1 protein-coding gene (running past both ends of the window) is annotated in these 21038 nt (G+C 65.7%); it reads left to right on the top strand.

All 21038 nt of this window come from inside a single coding sequence — locus OUZ45_RS14265, type I polyketide synthase (protein ID WP_266170793.1), on the top strand. Of the gene's 32577 coding nucleotides, 8838 precede the window and 2701 follow it; the stretch shown corresponds to coding positions 8839-29876, spanning codon 2947 (complete) through codon 9959 (partial); the first complete codon in view begins at position 1. Both the start codon and the stop codon lie outside the window.

The following is a 21038-nucleotide window of genomic DNA, read 5'->3' as shown; positions in this document are numbered from 1 at the left end:
ACGGTGGCGATCAATTTCGGTGAATGGCAGTGGGATGCCTGGAGCGATGGCCTGAAGGGCTATCAGCCGGAAATGCAGGAGGCGCTCAAGCAGCACCGCCGGCAGTTCGGCATCAGCTTCGAAGAGGGCATGGAAGGCATCCGCCGCATCCTCGCCATCGATGCACCGCAGATGATCCTGCTGCCCGAGGATGCGGTGGCGATGATCGAGGGCAGCAACAGCTGCTCGGTTACCACCATTTCCAGCGCGGTGCAGCAGACACGCGGCCGCCGCCCGACCGCCTATCCGCGCCCGGCGCTGTCCAGCCAGTTCGTAGCGGCCAGCAATGAGCTGGAGCGCAAGATCGCCGCTATCTGGCAGCGTGCGTTGGGTATCGACGAGATCGGCACCAAGGATAATTTCTTCGATCTCGGCGGCAATTCGCTGGTGGGTTTGCAAGTCGTTGCCGAGTTGCGCAAGGAACTCGACGTCGAGCTGCGCCAGGTGGTGCTGTTCGAGGCGCCGACGATCGATGCCTTGGTCCGTTACCTGTCGCCCACGGCGGAAGAACCCGCGAGTCAGCACGCCGGCCGGCTGCTGGCCGAGCGTCGCGAACGGATAAGGGGCGGGAGCGCGTCCCGCGATATCGCCCTGGTCGGCATGTCCGGACGCTTTCCGGGCGCGAGGAGCCCGCAGGAGCTGTGGGAGAACGTCAGCGCCGGCGTGGAATCGGTGACGTTCTACAGCGAAGCGGAATTGCGCGAAGCCGGGGTCGGCGCATCGAAGCTGCGCGATCCCAACTATGTGCGGGCCGGCTATGACGTCGCGGACTTCGATCTCTTCGATGCGAGGCTGTTCGGCTATTCGCCGCGCGAGGCCGAGCTCATCGATCCGCAGCATCGCCAGTTCCTCGAATGCGCCTGGGAGGCGCTGGAAGACGCCGCGTGCGATCCCGACAGCCATCCCGGACTGATCGGCATCTTTGCGGGCGCGGCCGGCAGCGCTTATGGGCGTCATGTGTTCGCTCATCCGGAACTGCTGACCTCCGGCATGGCGGTGCTGCAGGCAAATATCGGCAACAACAACGACGCGCTGGCGACCCGGGTGGCGTACAAGCTCAACCTGCGCGGTCCGGCCATGTCGGTGCAGACCTTCTGCTCGACCTCGGGCACGGCCATGCATGCGGCTTGCAAGAGCCTGCAGTACGGCGAATGCGATATCGCGCTGGCGGGTGGCGTCAATATCGCCATCTCGGGCAAGGCCGGCTACCTCTACGAGCAGGGCGGAATCGATTCGCCCGACGGCCATACCCGTACCTTCGATGCCGATGCCAAGGGCTCGGTCATCGGCGATGGCGTGGCGGTGGTGGTGTTCAAGCGCCTGGAAGATGCGCTGGCCGATGGCGACCATATTTACGCGGTGGTGAAGGGCTCGGCCCTCAACAACGACGGCTCGCTCAAGGTCGGCTACACCGCTCCCAGCATCGAAGGCCAGGCCGCGGTGGTTGCCGAGGCCTTGGCGGTGGCGGGCGTCGCGGCGGACAGCATCAGCTTTATCGAAACGCACGGCACCGCGACGGAGCTGGGCGATCCGATCGAAGTGGCGGCGCTGACCAAGGCGTATCGCCAGAGCACCGACAAGGTGGGTTTCTGCGCACTGGGTTCGGTCAAGACCAATATCGGCCATCTGGATCGCGCGGCCGGCGTCGCCGGCATGATCAAGGCGGTGCTGTCGCTGCAGCACGAGCGGATCACGCCGGTGCTGCATTTCAAGGCGCCGAATCCGAGCATCGACTTTGCCAGCAGTCCGTTCTTCGTGGCGGCTGAAGCGAAGTCCTGGCCGCGTGGGTCGGCGCCACGTCGCGCTGGCGTCAACGTGCTAGGCGTGGGCGGCACGAATGTGCACTTCATTCTGGAAGAGGCGCCGGAGATCGAGCCGTCGGGCCCGTCGCGTGCAGCGCAGTTGCTGTTGCTCTCGGCCAAGACGCAGGCGTCGCTCGATGGTGCTGCGGCACGATTGGGTGCGCATCTGCAGGAACATCCCGACCAGAGCCTCGCGGACGTGGCCTATACGCTGCAAGTCGGCCGCAAGCGGTTGGAGTACCGCAAGGCGGTGGTGTGCAATGAACGAGGCGAGGCGATCGCAAACCTGGAGCAGGGCGGCGATCAGGGTCACCTGTCGTCGAATGGCACGCCGTCAGTGGTGTTCATGTTCCCGGGTGTGGGCGATCACTATCCGGATATGGCCGCGGATCTGTATCGGACCGAGATCGTGTTCCGCGAACTGGTCGATCGTTGCTGCGAAGTGCTTGAGCCGGTGATCGGTCTGGACCTGCGCGAGGTGCTGTTTACGCCGGGCGGTCTGTCAGGCGAGCCGCGTGCGTCGATGGATTTGAAGGCGCTGCTCAAGCGCGGTGAGCAGCGTCCTGAGGGGCGCCTGCAGGAGACCTGGCTCGCGCAACCGGCGGTATTCGTTATCGAGTACAGCCTGGCGCAGTTGCTGATGAGTTGGGGCATCCAGCCGCAAGCGATGATCGGTTACAGCATCGGTGAGTTCGTGGCCGCGGCAGTGGCGGGAAGCGTCGAGCTGGAAGACGCGCTGCGCCTGGTGGCGTTGCGCGCGAAGCTGATAGAAGCGCTGGCGGGCGGGGCGATGCTGGCAGTACCGCTGTCTGAGATCGATGCATCCACGCTGCTGCCGGAGGGCGTGTCGATCGCCATCTGCAATGGCCCGAAGACGACGGTGGTGTCGGGTGCGGAAGATGCGATCGCCTCGTTCGAAGCGATCCTCGCTGCCAAGTCGATCGTGAGCCGCCGCCTGCAGACCACGCATGCCTTCCATTCGCCGATGCTGGCGGGTGCGGCGGAAGGGTTGCGCGCGTTGCTGTCGAACGTGACGTTCGCAGCGCCCGCCATTCCGTACATCTCTAACTTGACGGGCACCTGGATCGGTGCGCAGGAAGCCGCGTCGGCCGATTACTGGGTGTCGCATATGTGCGGCACCGTGCGCTTTGCCGACGGCATCGGCGCACTGTTGAGCGAGGACAAGGGTCGGGTGCTGGTGGAGCTTGGCGCCGGTCAAAGCCTGGGCTCGTTCGTCAAACAGCACCCGGCGTATGAGCGCGGCATGGCGGTGATCCCGACACTGCGCGCGCCATTCCAGGAACAACGCGACGACGCCTACCTGCTGAGCGCCGTGGGCCGCCTATGGCTGGCCGGCATCGAAGCGGACTGGACGTCGTTCTATCGGGAAGAGCGCCGCCTCAAGGTCTCCTTGCCGACGTACGCGTTCGAAAAGCAGCGCTATTGGATCGAACCGGCTATCGACGCCAACGCGGAGATCGACACCGGCGAAGTCTCCCTGATCACCCGCTTGATGGAGCACGCGGAAAAACTGCCGCTCGAAGACTCTTTCTACGTGCCTTCATGGAAGATCGCCGGCACCGTTGACGGAGCCTTGAAAGCCCCCGCGCCTGCGACCGGCACCTGCTGGCTGATCTTCGCGGATGCGGACGGCATAGGCGACGCGCTTGCCGCGGCAATGAAGCCGCTAGGCATCGAAACGGTACTGGCGCGCCGCGGGGAGAACTTCTCGGTCGCGCAGGACGGTTCCATCTCGCTGCGTGCCGCGGCGGAGGCTGACTATGCCTCGTTGTTGAAGGAGCTAAAGCGCCGCGGCGTGGTGCCCAGCCGCATCGTGCATCTGTGGGCTGCCGAAGCGTGGGATGCCGATCTTTCCGGCCATCTGGCCGAGCATATGGACGCGGGCTTCTACAGCCTGTTCCACCTCGCCAAGGCGATCGGCGAGCGGCTGGCCGACACGCCGATCGAACTGTGCATCGTGGCCAGTGACCTGGAGCCGGTGCTGGGTACGGAGTCGCTCCATCTGACCAAGGCCACCCTGCGCGGTCCGTGCAAGATCATCCGCCAGGAATTCGCGACGATCGCCTGCCGCAGCATCGATCTGTTCTCGTCCGACGAAGAGACCCTGGCTGCGGACCGGCTGGCATTGCGCCTGGCTGCCGAGCTGCTGAGCGGCCAGGATCAGTTCACCGCGTTCCGCGAGGGGCAGCGCTGGATTCCGGTGGCTGAGCCGGTGCACATCGAAGCGCCGGTGTCGGACGATATGCCGCGCCTGAAGGAAGGCGGCGTCTATTTCATTACCGGCGGCCTGGGCGGCATCGGTCTTGCCTTTGCCGACTATCTCTATCGGATGCGCAGCGCGAGGCTCGTGCTGGTAGGCCGGACAGGCCTGCCGCCGCGCGAGGAGTGGGATGCGCTGCTTGCCGCGGGCCAGGACGACCGCGTGACCGAGCGGGTGCGCAAGATCCACGACCTGATCCAGGCCGGCGCGGAAGTGCTGATCATCACCGCGGATGTGGCCGATCAGGCGCAAATGGATGACGCCGTGCGCCAGGCGCTCGAGCGTTTCGGCACCATCAACGGCGTATTCCATGGCGCCGGCCTGCCCGGCCAGGGCCTGACCCAGCTCAAGACCGTACAGGCCGTTGCGCAGGTGATGGCGCCGAAGATCCAGGGCACGCTGGCACTCGATCGCGCGTTCTCCGGCGTGGATCTGGACTTCATGATCCTGGTTTCTTCGGTGGCCGCCATCGTCGGCGGCGGCCCTGGCCAGATCGACTACTGCGCGGCCAATGCGTTCATGGACGCTTTCGCGCAGCGCCATCACGCCAGGCACGGCGTGACGGTGGCGATCAACTTCGGCGAATGGCAGTGGGACGCGTGGAGCGACGGCCTGAAGGGCTATCAACCGGAGATGCAGGAGGCGCTGCGCAGCCATCGCCGGCAATTCGGCATTACTTTCGAAGAAGGCATGGAGGCGATCCGCCGCATCCTCGCCATCGACGTGCCGCAGATCATCCTGTTCCCCGAAGATGCGGCCGCGGTCATCGCCAGTAGCAATGCCTGCGTCATTTCGAATATCTCCAGCGCGGTGCAGCAGACGCGCGGCCGCCGACCGACCGCCTATCCGCGCCCCGAGCTGTCGAGCCAGTTCGTCGCGGCCAGCAATGAGCTGGAGCGCAAGATCGCCGCGATCTGGCAGCGTGCGCTGGGCATTGACCAGATCGGCACCAAGGACAATTTCTTCGACCTCGGCGGCAATTCGCTGGTCGGCCTGCAGGTGGTCGCCGATCTGCGCAAAGAGCTGGATATCGAAGTCCGCCAGGTGGTGCTGTACGAGGCGCCGACCATCGACGCCCTGGTGCGCTACCTGTCGCCTGCGGCGGAGGAACCCGTGGGCCAGGATGCCGGCCAGCTGCTGGCCGAGCGCCGCGAACGGGCGAGGGCGGGCGGCGCGGCCTCCCGCGATATCGCGCTGGTCGGCATGGCTGGCCGCTTCCCGGGTGCGATGACCCCGCGGCAGCTCTGGAAGAACATCAACGAGGGCGCCGAGGCGGTCACGTTCTACACCGACGCGGAATTGCTCGCGGCCGGCGTCGCTCCGGCGACGTTCGCGAATCCCAATTACGTCAAGGCCGGCTGCGATATCCCCGATTTCGATCTGTTCGATGCGCGGCTGTTCGGCTATGCGCCGCGCGAGGCCGAGTTCATCGATCCGCAGCATCGCCAGTTCCTCGAATGCGCCTGGGAGGCGCTGGAGAACGCGGCGTGCGACCCCGCCAGTTATCGCGGGCTGATCGGCGTGTTCGGCGGATCGACCAACAGCGCGTATACCGAGAACCTGCTTTCACGGCCGGATGTGGTGGATACCGGCGTGGACATGCTGCAGGTCATCATCGGCAACAACAACGACGCGCTGGCGACCCGGGTGGCGTACAAGCTCAACCTGCGCGGTCCGGCCATGTCGGTGCAGACCTTCTGCTCGACCTCCGGCGTGGCGATGCATTTTGCCTGCAAGAGTTTGTTGCTCGGGGAGTCCGACATCGCCTTGGCCGGCGGCGTCAACATCGCCATCTCGGGCAAGGCGGGTTACATGTATACCGAAGGCGGCATCACGCCGCCGGACGGCCATACCCGTACCTTCGACGTCGACGCCAAGGGTTCCGTCCTAGGCGATGGTGTGGCCGTGGTGGTGTTCAAGCGCCTGGAAGATGCGCTGGCCGACGGCGACCATATCTATGCGGTGGTCAAGGGTTCGGCGATCAACAACGATGGCTCGTTCAAGGTCGGCTACACCGCGCCCAGCGTCGAGGGCCAGGCTGCGGTGGTCGCCGAGGCTCTCGCAGTAGCGGGCGTTTCGGCGGAGAGCATCGGCTTTATCGAGACGCACGGTACCGCGACGGAACTGGGCGATCCGATCGAAGTGGCGGCGCTGACCAAGGCGTATCGCCAGAGCACCGACAAGGTGGGCTACTGCGCGCTGGGTTCGATCAAGCCCAACGTCGGGCATCTCGATCGTGCGGCGGGCGCCACCGGCATGATCAAGGCGGCGCTGTCACTGCAGCACGAGCGGATCACGCCGGTGCTGCATTTCAAGGCGCCGAATCCGAATATCGATTTCGCCAGCAGTCCGTTCTTTGTGGCGGATCGTGATCTTGCGTGGCCGCGTGGGGCGGAGCCGCGTCGTGCCGGCGTCAATGTGCTCGGCCTGGGCGGCACGAATGTGCACTTCATTCTGGAAGAGGCGCCGGAGATCGAGCCGTCGGGTCCGTCGCGTGCAGCGCAGTTGCTGTTGCTCTCGGCCAAGACGCAGGCGTCGCTCGATGGTGCTGCGGCACGATTGGGTGCGCATCTGCAGGAACATCCCGACCAGAGCCTCGCGGACGTGGCCTATACGCTGCAAGTCGGCCGCAAGCGGTTGGAGTACCGCAAGGCGGTGGTGTGCAATGAACGAGGCGAGGCGATCGCCACCTTGGAGCAGGGCGGCGATCAAGGTCATCTGTCGCCGAATGCGAAGCCGTCGGTGGTGTTCATGTTCCCCGGTGTGGGCGATCACTATCCGGACATGGCGGCGGATCTGTACCGAACGGAAGCGACGTTCAGCGAGCTGGTCGATCATTGCTGCGCGGTGCTTGAGCCGGTGATCGGTCTGGACCTGCGCGAAGTGCTGTTTACGCCGGGCGCCTTGTCGGGCGAGTCGCGTGCATCGATGGATTTGAAGGCGCTGCTCAAGCGCGGCGAACAGCGTCCTGAGGGGCGCCTGCAGGAAACCTGGCTGGCGCAACCGGCGGTATTCGTTATCGAGTACAGCCTGGCGCAGTTGCTGATGAGTTGGGGCATCCAGCCGCAAGCGATGATCGGTTACAGCATCGGCGAGTTCGTGGCCGCGGCAGTGGCGGGAAGCGTCGAGCTGGAAGAAGCGCTGCGCTTGGTGGCGTTACGCGCGAAGTTGATTGAACAGCTGCCAGGCGGTGCCATGCTGGCGGTGCCGATGGCCGAAGCGGATGTCGCTGCGTTGCTGCCGGAGGGCGTATCGATCGCCATCTGCAATGGCCCGAAGACGACGGTGGTGTCCGGCGCAGAGGAAGCGATTGCTTCATTCGAAGCGATCCTCGCTGCGAAGTCGATCGCGAGTCGCCGCCTGCAGACCACGCACGCGTTCCATTCGCCGATGCTGGCGGGTGCGGCGGAGGGGCTGCGCGAGCTGCTGTCGGAGGTGACGTTCGCAGCGCCCGCCATTCCGTACATCTCGAACATGACGGGCACCTGGATCGGCGAGCAGGAAGCAGCGTCGGCGGATTACTGGGTGTCGCATATGTGCGGCACCGTGCGCTTTGCCGACGGCATCGGTGTGTTGTTGAGCGAGGACAAGGGTCGGGTGCTGGTGGAGCTTGGCGCCGGGCAGAGCCTGGGCTCGTTCGTCAAACAGCACCCGGCGTATGAGCGCGGTATGGCGGTGATCCCGACACTGCGCGCGCCATTCCAGGAACAACGCGACGACGCCTATCTGCTGAGCGCCGTGGGCCGCCTGTGGCTGGCCGGCATCGAAGCGGACTGGACGTCGTTCTATCGAAAAGAACGCCGCCTCAAGGTTCCGCTGCCGACCTACGCCTTCGACCGCCAGCGCTACTGGATCGAATCAGGCAAGCAAAACCCGGCTGTCGAGAACGCGAGCGGCGGCAGAATTACGGATATCGGGCAATGGTTCTACGCGGAGACGTGGAGCGAGGCGGCGCCCGGCCCTGCGAAGGCGTCGGCGGACGCGACCTGGCTCGTGCTGTTCGACGACCATCCGGCCGGCCAGGCGCTGACCGCGAAACTGCGGGCTACGGCGAAGCGGGTGGTGACGATTGCGGGCAGCCCGGACGGGGTTTTCGCGCTGGAGCGCCCCGATCATTACCGGATCGATCCCGCCGACCCCGCGCAGTTGAAGCGGGTGATCAGGGAAATGCAGCAAGCAGGCATCGTCCCGAACCACATCGTTCATCTCGGTAATCTGACGGATGAGCGGGATTTCGATGCCTTGCAAGCCAAGGGCTATCTGAGCCTGTTGAGCCTGATGCAGGCTCTTGGGGAGAGTCGCGTCCTCGCGCCAGTTCAACTCGATGTCGTCTCGAACGGGCTCTATGCGGCGCGGCCGGACGATAAGGTGAGTGCCGCCAAGGGCACGCTGATCGGTGCGATCCGCACCATTCCGCAGGAGTATCAGAACGTCACCGTGCGTAGCATCGATATCGATGCTGCCGGGGCAGGCGTCGCGAAGCGTCTACTGGCGGAGATTGCCTCGGCGGCGACGGATGTGGCGGTTGCCTATCGTGGCGACACGCGACTGGTGCAGGGCTACGAGTCCAGGCCGTTGGGCGAGGTCGCAGTAGATAGCGACGTGCTGCGCCAGGGTGGTGTCTACGTCATCACCGGCGGTCTCGGCAACGTGGGCCTGACGATCGCCGGGATGCTTGCCCAGCACTACCAGGCGAAGATCGCGCTGCTCTCGCGCCGGGCGTTCCCCGAGCGGGAGCAATGGGAGAGCTGGCTCTCCGAGCATGGCAGCGAGGATCCGGTCAGCGGGCAGATCGCCAAGCTGCTCGACATGGAAGCCGCGGGCGGCGAAGTGGTGGTGCTTGCCGCGAATATCGCCGACGAAGCGAGGATGGAGGAGGTATTCGCCTCGATCGAACAGCGTCATGGTCAAGTGCATGGCGTGTTCCACGCCGCGGGCCTGATCACCAGCGAATCGCACAGCATCATCGCCACCGCCAGCAAGTCGCAGATCGATGGCCAGTACGCGCCAAAGGTGCATGGAACCTCGGTGCTTGCACGCCTTCTGGACAAGCGCCAGGCGGACTTCTGCCTGCTGTTCTCCTCGCTCTCGGCCGTGCTGGGCGGCCTTACGCTGTCGGCCTATGCGGCGGCGAATGCGTTCGAGGACAACGTCGCGCTATCCCGCCACGATGCGGGCGGCACGCGGTGGGTCGCGGTGAACTGGGACACCTGGGCTCGCGCGGAAGGCGTGCAGGATCACAAGGGCACCACGCTGGAAGCATTCCTGATGTGGCCCGACGAGGGCGCGGAAGCCGTAAGGCGCGTGCTCGGCTCGACGCAGGCCAGCCGCCTGATCAATTCGACGGCCGATCTGCGCACGCGTCTCGACCAGTGGGTCTATCGCAAGGCTTCGCCTCTTGCCGGGGCGAAGGTGGAGCGGAAGCTGTCCTATTACGCGCGCCCGGCGGTCAGTGCCGCCTATGTCGCGGCCAGCAACGAGATCGAGAAGCGCGTCGCGCGAGTCTTCCAGGATGTGCTGGGCATCGAGCAGGTCGGGCTCGAAGACAACTTCTTCGAGCTGGGCGGAAACTCGCTGATCTCTCTGCAGATCATCGCGGCCCTGCAGCACGAGTTCGGTGTGCAGCTCTCGCCGATTCTTATGTTCGAAGCGCCCAGCGTCAGCACGGTCAGCAAGCACATGCTGGCCATCGGGGGGCCACAGGCGGCGGCCGCCGTGCAGGTGGCGCCGAAGCGCAAGCCGCGCACGAGGCGGGAGGCCATGTATGCCGATATCGCCATCATCGGCATGGCCGCCCGCGGCCCGGGCGCCTCGAACTTTGCCGCGCTGTGGGAGAACGCGCTGAACGGGGTCGAGTCGATGACCCAGTTCAGCGACGACGAACTGTACGCATCGGGGATCGATCCCGCCCTGGTTCGCAACCCCAACTACGTCAAAGCCCGCGGCATCGTTGCGGATATCGATCTGTTCGATCCGGGCATCTTCGGCATCAGCCCGCGCGAAGCCGAATTGATGGACCCCCAGCATCGCCTGATGCTGGAGACGGCCTGGCAGACCCTGGAGCATGCCGGCTACGACTCCTTCCGGTACGACGGGCAGATCGGCATCTTCGCGGGCGCAAGGCCCAGCGACTATCAGATGATCCTGCATTCCGACCGCGAACTGTGGTCGGAACTCGAGCCATCGGATACGCACCTGGCCAATACCCAGGATTCGCTGGCCACCCGCATTTCCTACAAGCTGCACCTCAAGGGGCCGAGCCTTTCCGTCGGCACTTATTGCTCCACGTCCGGCGTGGCGATCCATCTCGCCTGCCAGAGCTTGCGTACCGGCGAGTCCGATATGGCGCTGGCGGGTGCGGTTTCGTTCTTCGTTCCGGGCCGGCGCGGCTACCTGTACGAGCCGGGAGACCAGGCCTCTCCCGACGGCCATACGCGGACCTTCGATGCGCGGGCGCAGGGCACCGTGTTCTCCGACGGCGTCGGCATGGTGCTGCTGAAGCCGCTGGAAGCCGCGCTTGAGGATGGCGACACCATCCATGCCGTGATCAAGGGTTCGGCCGTCAACAATGACGGTTCGCTCAAGGCCGGATACACGGCACCCAGCGTCGAGCAGCAGTCCGAAGTGGTTTCGATGGCGCTCGACAACGCGGGGCTGAGTGCGGGTGATATCCACTATGTCGAAGCCCATGGCACGGCGACCGAGCTGGGCGACCCGATCGAAGTGGCGGCGCTGACCAAGGCGTATCGCGAAAGCACCGATAAGGTGGGTTACTGCGCGCTGGGTTCGATCAAGCCCAATATCGGCCACACCGACCGCGCCGCGGGCGTGATCGGTGTGATCAAAGCGACTCATGTGCTGAAGACCGGCGTGGTGCCGCCGACCCTGCATTTCGAGCGACCCAATCCCAAGATCGACCTGGCCAACAGTCCCTTCGTGGTGAGCAATCAGTGCCAGCAGCTTCCGGCTTCTGTATCGCCGTGGCGTGCGGGTGTAACCGTGCTCGGTGTCGGCGGTACCAACGCCCATATCATTCTTGAGCAGAGTCCGGCACCGGCGCCGTCGACAGATGGCAAGGCCTGGAACTTCCTGACCTTGTCGGCGAAGACCACCGGATCGCTCGAGACCATGCGCGAGAACCTGGCCGATGCCCTGAACGCCGATGCCGGCATCCACATCGCTGACGCGGCATTCACGCTGCACCATGGGCGCCGTGAATTTGGCGAGCGCCTGGCGGTGGTGGGTCGCGACCGCGAGGAATTGATCCGCGCACTTCGCGACCAGCCGTCGGACCGTTGCTTCCGCAGCGTCGGCACCGCCGGTAAGCGGCCGGTGGCGTTCCTGTTCCCCGGTGCGGGCGAGCAGTACGTCGGCATGGCCGCCGGCTTGTATGAGACCGAAGCGGTGTTCCGCCAGGAGATGGACACCTGTTTCGAGCTGCTGGAAACGGAGCTGGGCCTGGATCTGCGGCCGGTGCTGTTTGCCGAGGGCGCAAAGACTCCAGAGAAGGCGAAGCAGTTCCTGCGCGGCGAGGCGCCACAGGACGAAGCATCCCTGCGCCTCAACCAGACGCAATACGCGCAGCCGTGCATGTTCGTCGTCGAATACTGCCTGGCCCGTTTGCTGATGAGCTGGGGCATCGTGCCAGAGGCCTTGCTGGGTTACAGCGTGGGCGAGTTCGCCGCGGCGGCGATCGCTGGCATCGTGTCGCTGCCGGATGCGTTGCGGCTGGTGGCCGGTCGCGCGCGGATCATCGCGGACCTGCCGGGCGGCGCCATGCTGGCGGTGCCGCTGCCGGAAGCGGAGCTGAAGCCGCTGCTGCCTGCGGAGCTCGCCATCGGCATCGGCAACGGGCCGAAGCTCACCGTGGTGTCCGGGCCGGAAGCGGCGATCGCGTCTTTCGAGGCGGTGCTGGCATCGAGAGAAGTCGTCAGCCGGCGGCTGCAGACGACGCATGCGTTCCACTCGCCGATGATGGAGGGCGCCGCGGATGCGCTGCGGCAGCTGCTGTCCACGGTGGAGCTGCACGCGCCGCGTATGCGCTGCCTGTCGAACGTCACCGGCGGCTGGCTCACCGAGGCCGATGCGACTGACCGCGAATATTGGGTCAGGCATATGTGCCGGACGGCGCGCTTCGCCGACTGCCTCGACAGCCTGGTCGCCAAGGGCGATTGGGCGATGGTCGAAGTGGGGCCGGGACAGAGCCTGACCTCGCTGGTCAAGCAGCACAGCCTGGGCCGCGCGGCACCGACGATCGTCTCGACCATGCGCATGGCCTATCTGTCCGAGCAGGACCAGGCCGTGCTGACAGCGGCGCTCGCAAAGCTGTGGATTGCCGGCGTGGCGCCCGATTGGGACGCCTATCATGCCGGCGAGCGCCGCCGACGCATTCCGCTGCCCAGCTATGCCTTCGACCGGCAGCGCTACTGGATGGACGCCGACATACCGGACGTTTCCCTGGCGAGCCGCTTGATGACGCAGGCGGAGAAATCGCCGCTGGCCGATTCATTCTATCTGCCGTCGTGGAAGATCGCCGGGACCGTCGATGGGGCATTGAAAGCGCCCGCAGCGGGTGCGTGCTGGCTGATCTTCGCGGATGCGGACGGCATCGGCGACGCGCTTGCCGCGGCGGTGAAGCCGCTAGGCATCGAGACGGTGCTGGTGCGGCGCGGCGAGGACTTCGCGGTCGCACAGGATGGTTCCGTCGCGTTGCGCGCCGCCAGGAAGGAGGACTATGTCGCGGTGCTGAAGGAGCTCAAGCGCCGCGGGCTCACGCCCAGCCGCATCGTGCACCTGTGGGCGGCCGAGCATTGGCACGAGGATATGTCGAGCCATTTGCACGAGCAGATGGAAACAGGCTTCTACAGCCTGTTCCACCTCGCCCAGGCCATCGGCGAGCGGCTGAGCGATACGCCGGTGGAGCTGTGCATCGTCGCCAGCGACCTGGAGCCGGTGCTTGGCACGGAGACGATCCATCCGGCCAAGGCCACGCTGCGTGGGCCGTGCAAGGTGATCCGCCAGGAATTCGCGACGGTCGCCTGCCGCAGCATCGACCTGTTCTCGTCCAGCGAAGAGGCCTTGGGCGCGGCTAAGTTGGGCACGCGCCTGGCCGCGGAAATCCTGTCCGGCGGCGAAGACCAGTTCAGCGCGTTCCGCGACGGTCAGCGCTGGGTTCCGTTCGTCGCGCCAATGCGGATCGAGGCGCCGCAGGAAGAGGTGCCACGCCTGCGCGAAGGCGGCGTCTATTTCGTTACCGGTGGCCTGGGCGGCATCGGCTTCGCCTTTGCCGAGCATGTGTACCGGACCCGGAACGCGAAGCTCGTACTCGTTGGGCGTACTGGCTTGCCGCCGCGCGAGGAGTGGGCGGGGATCCTGGCTGCGGGCCAGGACGATCGAGTGACCGAGCGAGTACGCAAGATCCATGGCCTGATCGAAGCCGGCGCGCAGGTGTTGATCATCACCGCGGACGTGGCCGATCCGGCACAGATGGATGACGCCGTGCGCGAGGCGCTCGCGCGGTTCGGGACGATCAACGGCGTGTTCCACGCGGCAGGCCTGCCCGGCCAGGGCCTGACCCAGCTCAAGACCGCGCAAGCCGTGGCGGAGGTGATTGCGCCGAAGATCCAGGGCACGCTGGCGCTCGATCGCGCGCTTTCCGGCGTGGATCTGGATTTCATGGTGCTGGTTTCGACGATCGCGTCGATCACCGGCGGCGGCCCCGGGCAGATCGATTACTGCGCGGCCAATGCGTTCATGGACGCGTTCGCGCAGCGTCATCACGCCAGGCACGGCGTGACGGTGGCGATCAACTTCGGCGAATGGCAGTGGGACGCGTGGAGCGATGGCCTGAAGGGTTATCAGCCGGAAATGCAGGAGGCGCTCAAACAGCATCGCCGGCAGTTCGGCATCAGCTTCGAAGAGGGCATGGAAGGTATCCGCCGCATTCTCGCGCTCGACGTGCCGCAGATGATCCTGCTGCCCGAGGACGCAGTGGCGATGATCGGCGGCAGCAACAGCTGCTCGGTCACCAACATCTCGAACGCGCTCAAGCAGACGCGCGGCCGTCGCCAGACCGCTTATCCGCGGCCCGCCTTGTCCAGCCAGTTCGTCGCGGCCAGCAATGAGCTGGAGCGCAAGGTTGCCGCGATCTGGCAGCGCGCGCTGGGCATCGACGAGATCGGCACCAAGGACAACTTCTTCGATCTCGGCGGCAATTCGCTGGTGGGGCTGCAGGTCGTCGCCGAGCTGCGCAAGGAGCTCGACGTCGAACTGACCCAGGTGGTGCTGTATGAAGCACCGACGATCGATGCCCTGGTGCGTTTGCTGTCGCCCGCGCAGGAAGCGGGCGCAGCGCAGGAGGGCGAGAGCCGGTTGCTCGCCGAGCGTCGCGGAAAAGTCAGGCTGGGGCGCAGTTCGAACGATATCGCTTTGATCGGCATGTCCGGTCGCTTCCCCGGTGCGCGGACGCCGCAGCAGTTGTGGAAGAACCTGAGCGCGGGTGTGGAGTCGGTGACGTTCTACACGGAGGCCGAATTGCGCGAAGCCGGCGTCAGTCCGGCCAAGCTGCGCCATCCGAACTATGTACGCGCGGGTTACGACGTCGAAGGTTTTGATCTGTTCGACGGGCCGCTGTTCGGCTATGCGCCGCGCGAGGCGGAGCTTATCGACCCGCAGCATCGGCAGTTCCTCGAATGCGCCTGGGAGGCGCTCGAGGATGCCGCCTGCGATCCGGAGCGCTACGCCGGCATGATCGGCATCTTCGCCGGATCGAATAACAGCGCCTATATCCACAACCTGCTGTCCCGCCCGGATTTGATGGAATCGCCCGTCGCCGGGCTGCAGATTGGCGTCGGCAACAGCAATGACGCCTTGGCAACCCGGGTGGCGTACAAGCTCAACCTGCGCGGCCCCGCGATGTCGGTGCAGACTTTCTGCTCGACCTCGGGCGTGGCCATGCATACCGCGTGCAGGAGCCTGTTGCACGGCGAGTGCGATATCGCCATGGCCGGCGGCGTGAACATCGCCATCAGCGGCAAGGTCGGGTACATGTTTGAAGAGGGCAGCATCGACTCGCCCGATGGGCATACCCGTACTTTTGATATTCATTCGAAAGGCGCGGTGATCGGTGATGGCGTTGGTGTGGTGGTATTCAAGCGCCTGGAAGATGCGCTGGCCGATAGCGACCACATCTACGCGGTGGTCAAGGGTTCGGCGATCAACAACGACGGCTCGTTCAAGGTGGGCTACACCGCACCGAGCGTGGAGGGCCAGTCCATCGCCATCGCCGAGGCCCTGGCGGTGGCGGGTGTCGACGCCGGCAGCATCGGTTTCGTGGAGACGCACGGCACGGCCACCGAACTGGGCGACCCGATCGAGGTGGCGGCGCTGACCAGGGCGTATCGCGGCAGCACCGATCGCGTCGGCTACTGCGCGCTCAGCTCGATCAAGCCCAATATCGGCCATCTGGATCGAGCCTCGGGCGTCACCGGCCTGATCAAGGCGGCGCTGTCCTTGCAGCACGAGCTGATTACGCAGGTGCTGCACTTCACGGCGCCCAATCCGAATATCGATTTTGCCGATAGCCCGTTCTTCGTGGCGGACCAGAAGCTGGCCTGGCCGCGCGGCGCGGAGCCGCGTCGTGCCGGCGTCAATGTGCTCGGCCTGGGCGGCACGAATGTGCACTTCATTCTGGAGGAAGCGCCGGACATCGAGCCGTCCGGTCCGTCGCGCGCAGCACGGCTGCTGTTGCTTTCGGCCAAGACGCAGGCGTCGCTCGATGGTGCGGCAGCACGATTGAGTGCGCATCTGCAGGAACACCCCGAGCAGGATCTGGCGGATGTGGCCTACACGCTGCAGGCCGGCCGCAAGCGGTTGGAATACCGCAAGGCGGTGGTGTGCAACGAGCGTGGCGAGGCGGTCGCGGCGCTGGAGCAAGGCGGCGATCAGGGTCATCTGTCGCCGAATGCGAAGCCGTCGGTGGTGTTCATGTTCCAGGGTGTGGGCGATCACTATCCGGACATGGCGGTGGATCTGTATCGGACCGAGGCGACGTTCCGCGATCTGGTGGACCATTGCTGCGCTGTGCTGGAGCCGGTGATCGGCCTGGATCTGCGCGAAGTGCTGTTCACACCCGGCGGCTTGTCGGGCGAGCCGCGTGCGGCCATGGATCTGAAGGCGTTGCTGAAGCGCGGCGAACAGCGTCCGGAAGGGCGCCTGCAGGAAACCTGGCTGGCGCAGCCGGCGGTGTTCGTCATCGAATACAGCCTGGCGCAGCTGCTAATGAGCTGGGGCATCCAGCCGCAGGCGATGATCGGCTACAGCATCGGCGAGTTCGTGGCCGCGGCGGTGGCGGGAAGCATCGAGCTGGAAGATGCGCTGCGCCTGGTGGCGTTGCGCGCGAAGCTGATCGAGGCGCAGCCGGGCGGAGCGATGCTGGCGGTGCCGCTGTCCGAGACCGATACATCCGCACTGTTGCCGGAGGGTGTGTCGATCGCCATCTGCAATGGCCCGAAGACGACCGTGGTGTCTGGCGCGGAGGCGGCGATCGCTTCGTTCGAAACGGCGCTGGCGGCGAAGTCGATCGTGAGCCGCCGCCTGCAGACCACGCACGCCTTCCATTCGCCGATGCTGGCCGGCGCCGCCGAAGGGCTGCGCGAGCTGCTGTCGGAGGTGACGTTCGCAGCGCCAACGATTCCGTATATCTCCAATTTGACGGGCACCTGGATCGGCGAGCAGGAAGCGGCGTCGGCGGATTATTGGGTGTCGCATATGTGCGGCACGGTGCGCTTCGCCGACGGCATCGGCGAACTATTGCTGGAAGACAAAGGACGGGTGTTGCTGGAGCTGGGTGCGGGCCAGAGCCTGGGTTCCTTCGTCAAGCAGCACCCGGCGTATGGGCGGGGAACGCCGGTGATCGCGACGCTGCGGGCGTCGTTCCAGGAGCAGCGCGACGACGCCTACCTGCTGAGCGCTGTGGGCCGGCTGTGGCTGGCCGGCATCGAGCCGGACTGGGCGTTGTTCTATCGGGACGAGCGCAGGCTCAAGGTCTCGTTGCCGACGTATGTCTTCGAGCAGCAGCGTTACTGGGTCGAGCCGGGGAAACAGAGCCCGGCCGCCGAGGACGCCAGCGTCGGCAAGATCGCCGATATCGGCCGGTGGTTCTATACGGAAACCTGGAACGAGGCTGCCCGAGGTGCGGACGAAGCGGATGCGCAAGCGAGCTGGCTCGTGCTGTCCCACGACAACGAGGTCAGCCGGGCCTTGCTCACCGGCTTGCGGGCGCGAGGGCAGCAGGTAGTGACGGCGGAGGCTGGCGCGGGCGTCAGTCATCTGAAGCAGGTGATCGGTGAGATGCGGCAGGCCGGCAAGACGCCGACCCGGATTCTTCACCTGGGCGGGCTCACGGACGAACAGGATTTCGAGGCGCTACAAGCAGGCGGCTATCTGAGTCTGTTGAGCCTGATGCAGGCGCTGGGCGAGAACCGCGTCACCACACCCCTGCGGCTCGATATCGTCTCGAACGGACTCTATGCGGCGCGGCCGGACGATGTGGTGAGTGCCGCCAAGGCCACGCTGATCGGCGCGATCCGCACCATTCCGCAGGAGTATCAGAACGTCTCCGTGCGCAGCATCGACATCGATGCAGTCGGGGCAGGGGCCGCGGAGCGTCTGCTGGCGGAGATCGCTTCGTCGGCGACGAATGTGGCGGTTGCCTGTCGTGGCGACACGCGACTGGTGCAGGGCTATGCCGCCAGTCCGCTGGACGAGGTGGCGGCGGATCGCGATGCGCTGCGCCAGGGCGGTGTGTATGTCATTACCGGCGGACTCGGCAATGTGGGCCTGACGCTGGCCGGCATGCTCACGCGCCGGTACGCGGCCAAGGTAGCGTTGCTGTCGCGGCGCGCCTTCCCCGAGCGTGGGCAATGGGAACAGTGGCGTGCCGAGCATGGCGACGACGATCCGGTCAGCCGGCAGATCGCCGGTCTGTTAGACATGGAAGCCGCCGGTGGCGAAGTGGTGGTGCTGACAGCGGACGTCGCCGACGAAGCGCGCATGACCGAGCTGTTCGCCTGGCTCGACGAGCGCTATGGCCAGGTGCACGGCGTCTTCCACGCCGCAGGCCTGATCACCGGCGAGTCGCACAGCATCATCGCCACCGCCAGCAAGCCGCAGGTCGACAGGCAATATGCGCCGAAGGTAAGCGGAACGCTGGTGCTGTCGCGCCTGCTGGCCTCGCGCAACGCGGATTTCTGCCTGCTGTTCTCCTCCGTGTCGGCGGTGCTGGGCGGGCTGACGCTGTCGCCCTATGCGGCGGCGAATGCGTTCGAGGACAACTTCGCGCTGTCCCGCCGCGATGCGGGCGGCACGCGGTGGGTCTCGGTGAACTGGGACACCTGGGCCCGCGCGGAGGGCGTTCAGGACCACAAGGGCACCACGCTGGAAGCGTTCCTGATGTGGCCCGACGAGGGTGCGGAAGCCGTAAGGCGCGTGCTGGGCTCGACGCAGGCCAGCCGCCTGATCAATTCGACGGCCGATCTGCATGCGCGCCTGGATCAATGGGTGTACCGCAAGGCTGCACCGGCCAGCGCCAGGAGCGAACGGAAGCTGTCTTATTACGCGCGGCCCGCCATCAGCACGGCGTATGTCGCGGCCAGCAACAAGATCGAGAAGCGGGTGGCGCGGGTCTTCCAGGACGTGCTGGGCATCGAGCAAGTCGGCCTCGAGGACAACTTCTTCGAGCTCGGCGGGAATTCGCTGATCTCGCTGCAGATCCTTGCCGAACTGCAGCGCGAGTTCGAGCTTCAGCTGTCGCCGATCCTGATCTTCGAGGCGCCCAGCGTCAGCACGATCAGCAAGCATCTGCTGACCGTGTGCGGGGTGGAGGGCCTGGTGGCGGCCGAGCCGCCGGTGCCGCTCAAGCGCGCACGGCGCAGCAAGCGTGGCGTGCTGCATTCGGACATCGCCATCATCGGCATGGCCGCCCGCGGCCCCGGCGCGTCCGACGTAGCGACACTGTGGGACAACGCGCTCAACGGCGTCGAGTCGATGGCCCGCTTCAGCGACGACGAGCTGTTTGCCTCCGGGGTGGATCCGGCGCTTATCCGCAACCCCGATTACGTCAAGGCTCGCGGCATCGTCACGGATATCGACCAGTTCGATCCGGGCGTGTTCGGCATCAGTCCGCGCGAAGCGGAAGTGATGGATCCGCAGCACCGGTTGATGCTGGAGATCGCCTGGCAGACCCTGGAACATGCCGGCTACGATTCGCATCGCTATGAGGGGGCGATCGGCGTCTTCGCGGGCACCGCGCCCAGCGAGTACCAGTACGGCCTGTATCTGGATCGCGCACTGTGGGCGGAAATCGACTCGTTCGATACGCATCTGGCCAATACCCCGGATTCGCTGGCCACGCGGATCTCCTACAAGCTCGACTTGAACGGACCGAGCCTTTCCGTCGGCACCTATTGCTCCACGTCCGGCGTGGCGATCCATCTGGCCTGCCAGAGCCTGCGCACCGGCGAATCCGACATGGCGCTGGCCGGCGGCATCTCGCTCCGCACCCCGAATCGGCGCGGCTACCTGTTCGTGCAGGGCGACCAGGGTTCCCCGGACGGCCACACCCGCACGTTCGACGCGAAGGCGCAGGGCACGGTGTTCTCCGACGGCGCCGGCATGGTGCTGCTCAAGCGCCTGGATGACGCGCTGGCCGACGGCGACACCATCCACGCGGTGATCAAGGGCTCGGCCGTCAACAATGACGGTTCGCTCAAGGCCGGGTATACGGCGCCCAGCGTCGAACGGCAGTCCGAAGTGGTGGCGATGGCCATCGACGATGCCGGGCTCAGCGCCGCTGACATCCATTATGTGGAAGCGCACGGCACCGCGACCGAACTCGGCGACCCGATCGAGTTCGCCGCCTTGACCCGGGCCTTCCGCGAAACCACCGATGCCCGGCAGTTCTGCGCACTGGGTTCGATCAAGACCAATATCGGCCATACGGACCGCGCCGCGGGCGTGATTGGCGTGATCAAGGCGACGCACGTGCTGAAGACCGGCGTGGTGCCGGCCACGCTGCACTTCGAACGGCCCAATCCCAAGATCGACCTGGACAACAGTCCCTTCGTGGTGAGCAACCAGCGGCAGGCGCTGCCGGTCTCGACGTCGCCATGGCGCGCAGGCGTGACTTCGCTGGGTGTCGGCGGCACCAATGTCCATCTCATTCTTGAACAGGGCCCGGCGCCCGCGCCGTCGACGGACGGCAAGGCCTGGAACTTCCTGACCTTGTCGGCGAAGACGGCCGGGTCGCTTGAGGCCATGCGCGAGAACCTGGCCGACACCCTGGACACGGATGACGGCATCAGCATCGACGATGCGGCATTCACGCTGCACTACGGACGCCGTGAGTTCGGCGAACGCCTGGCGGTGGTGGGTCGCGACCGTGAGGATTTGATCCGCGCGCTTCGCGACCAGCCGTCGGACCGTTGCTTCCGCAGTGTCGGGGGAGCCGGCAAACGGCCCGTGGCGTTCCTGTTTCCTGGCGCGGGCGAGCAATACGTCGGCATGGCCGCCGGCTTGTATGAGACCGAAGCGGTGTTCCGCCAGGAAATGGACACCTGTTTCGAGCTGCTTGAAACGGAACTGGGCTTGGATCTGCGGCCCGTTCTCTTTGCAGAAGGCGCAAAGACTCCAGAGAAGGCGAAGCAGTTCCTGCGCGGCGAGGCACCGCAGGACGAGGCATCCCAGCGGCTCAGCCAGACGCAGTACGCGCAGCCGTGCATGTTCGTCGTCGAATACTGCCTGGCCCGCTTGCTGATGAGCTGGGGCATCGTGCCCGAGGCCCTGCTTGGCTACAGCGTGGGCGAGTTCGCCGCGGCGGCGATCGCCGGCGTCATGTCGCTGCCGGACGCGCTGCGGCT

It is taken from the genome of Dyella subtropica (assembly GCF_026283965.1).
Classification (GTDB): Bacteria; Pseudomonadota; Gammaproteobacteria; order Xanthomonadales; family Rhodanobacteraceae; genus Dyella_D; species Dyella_D subtropica.
Note: the sequence above shows the minus strand (reverse complement) of the source record. Positions and strands in the feature narration are given on the sequence as shown.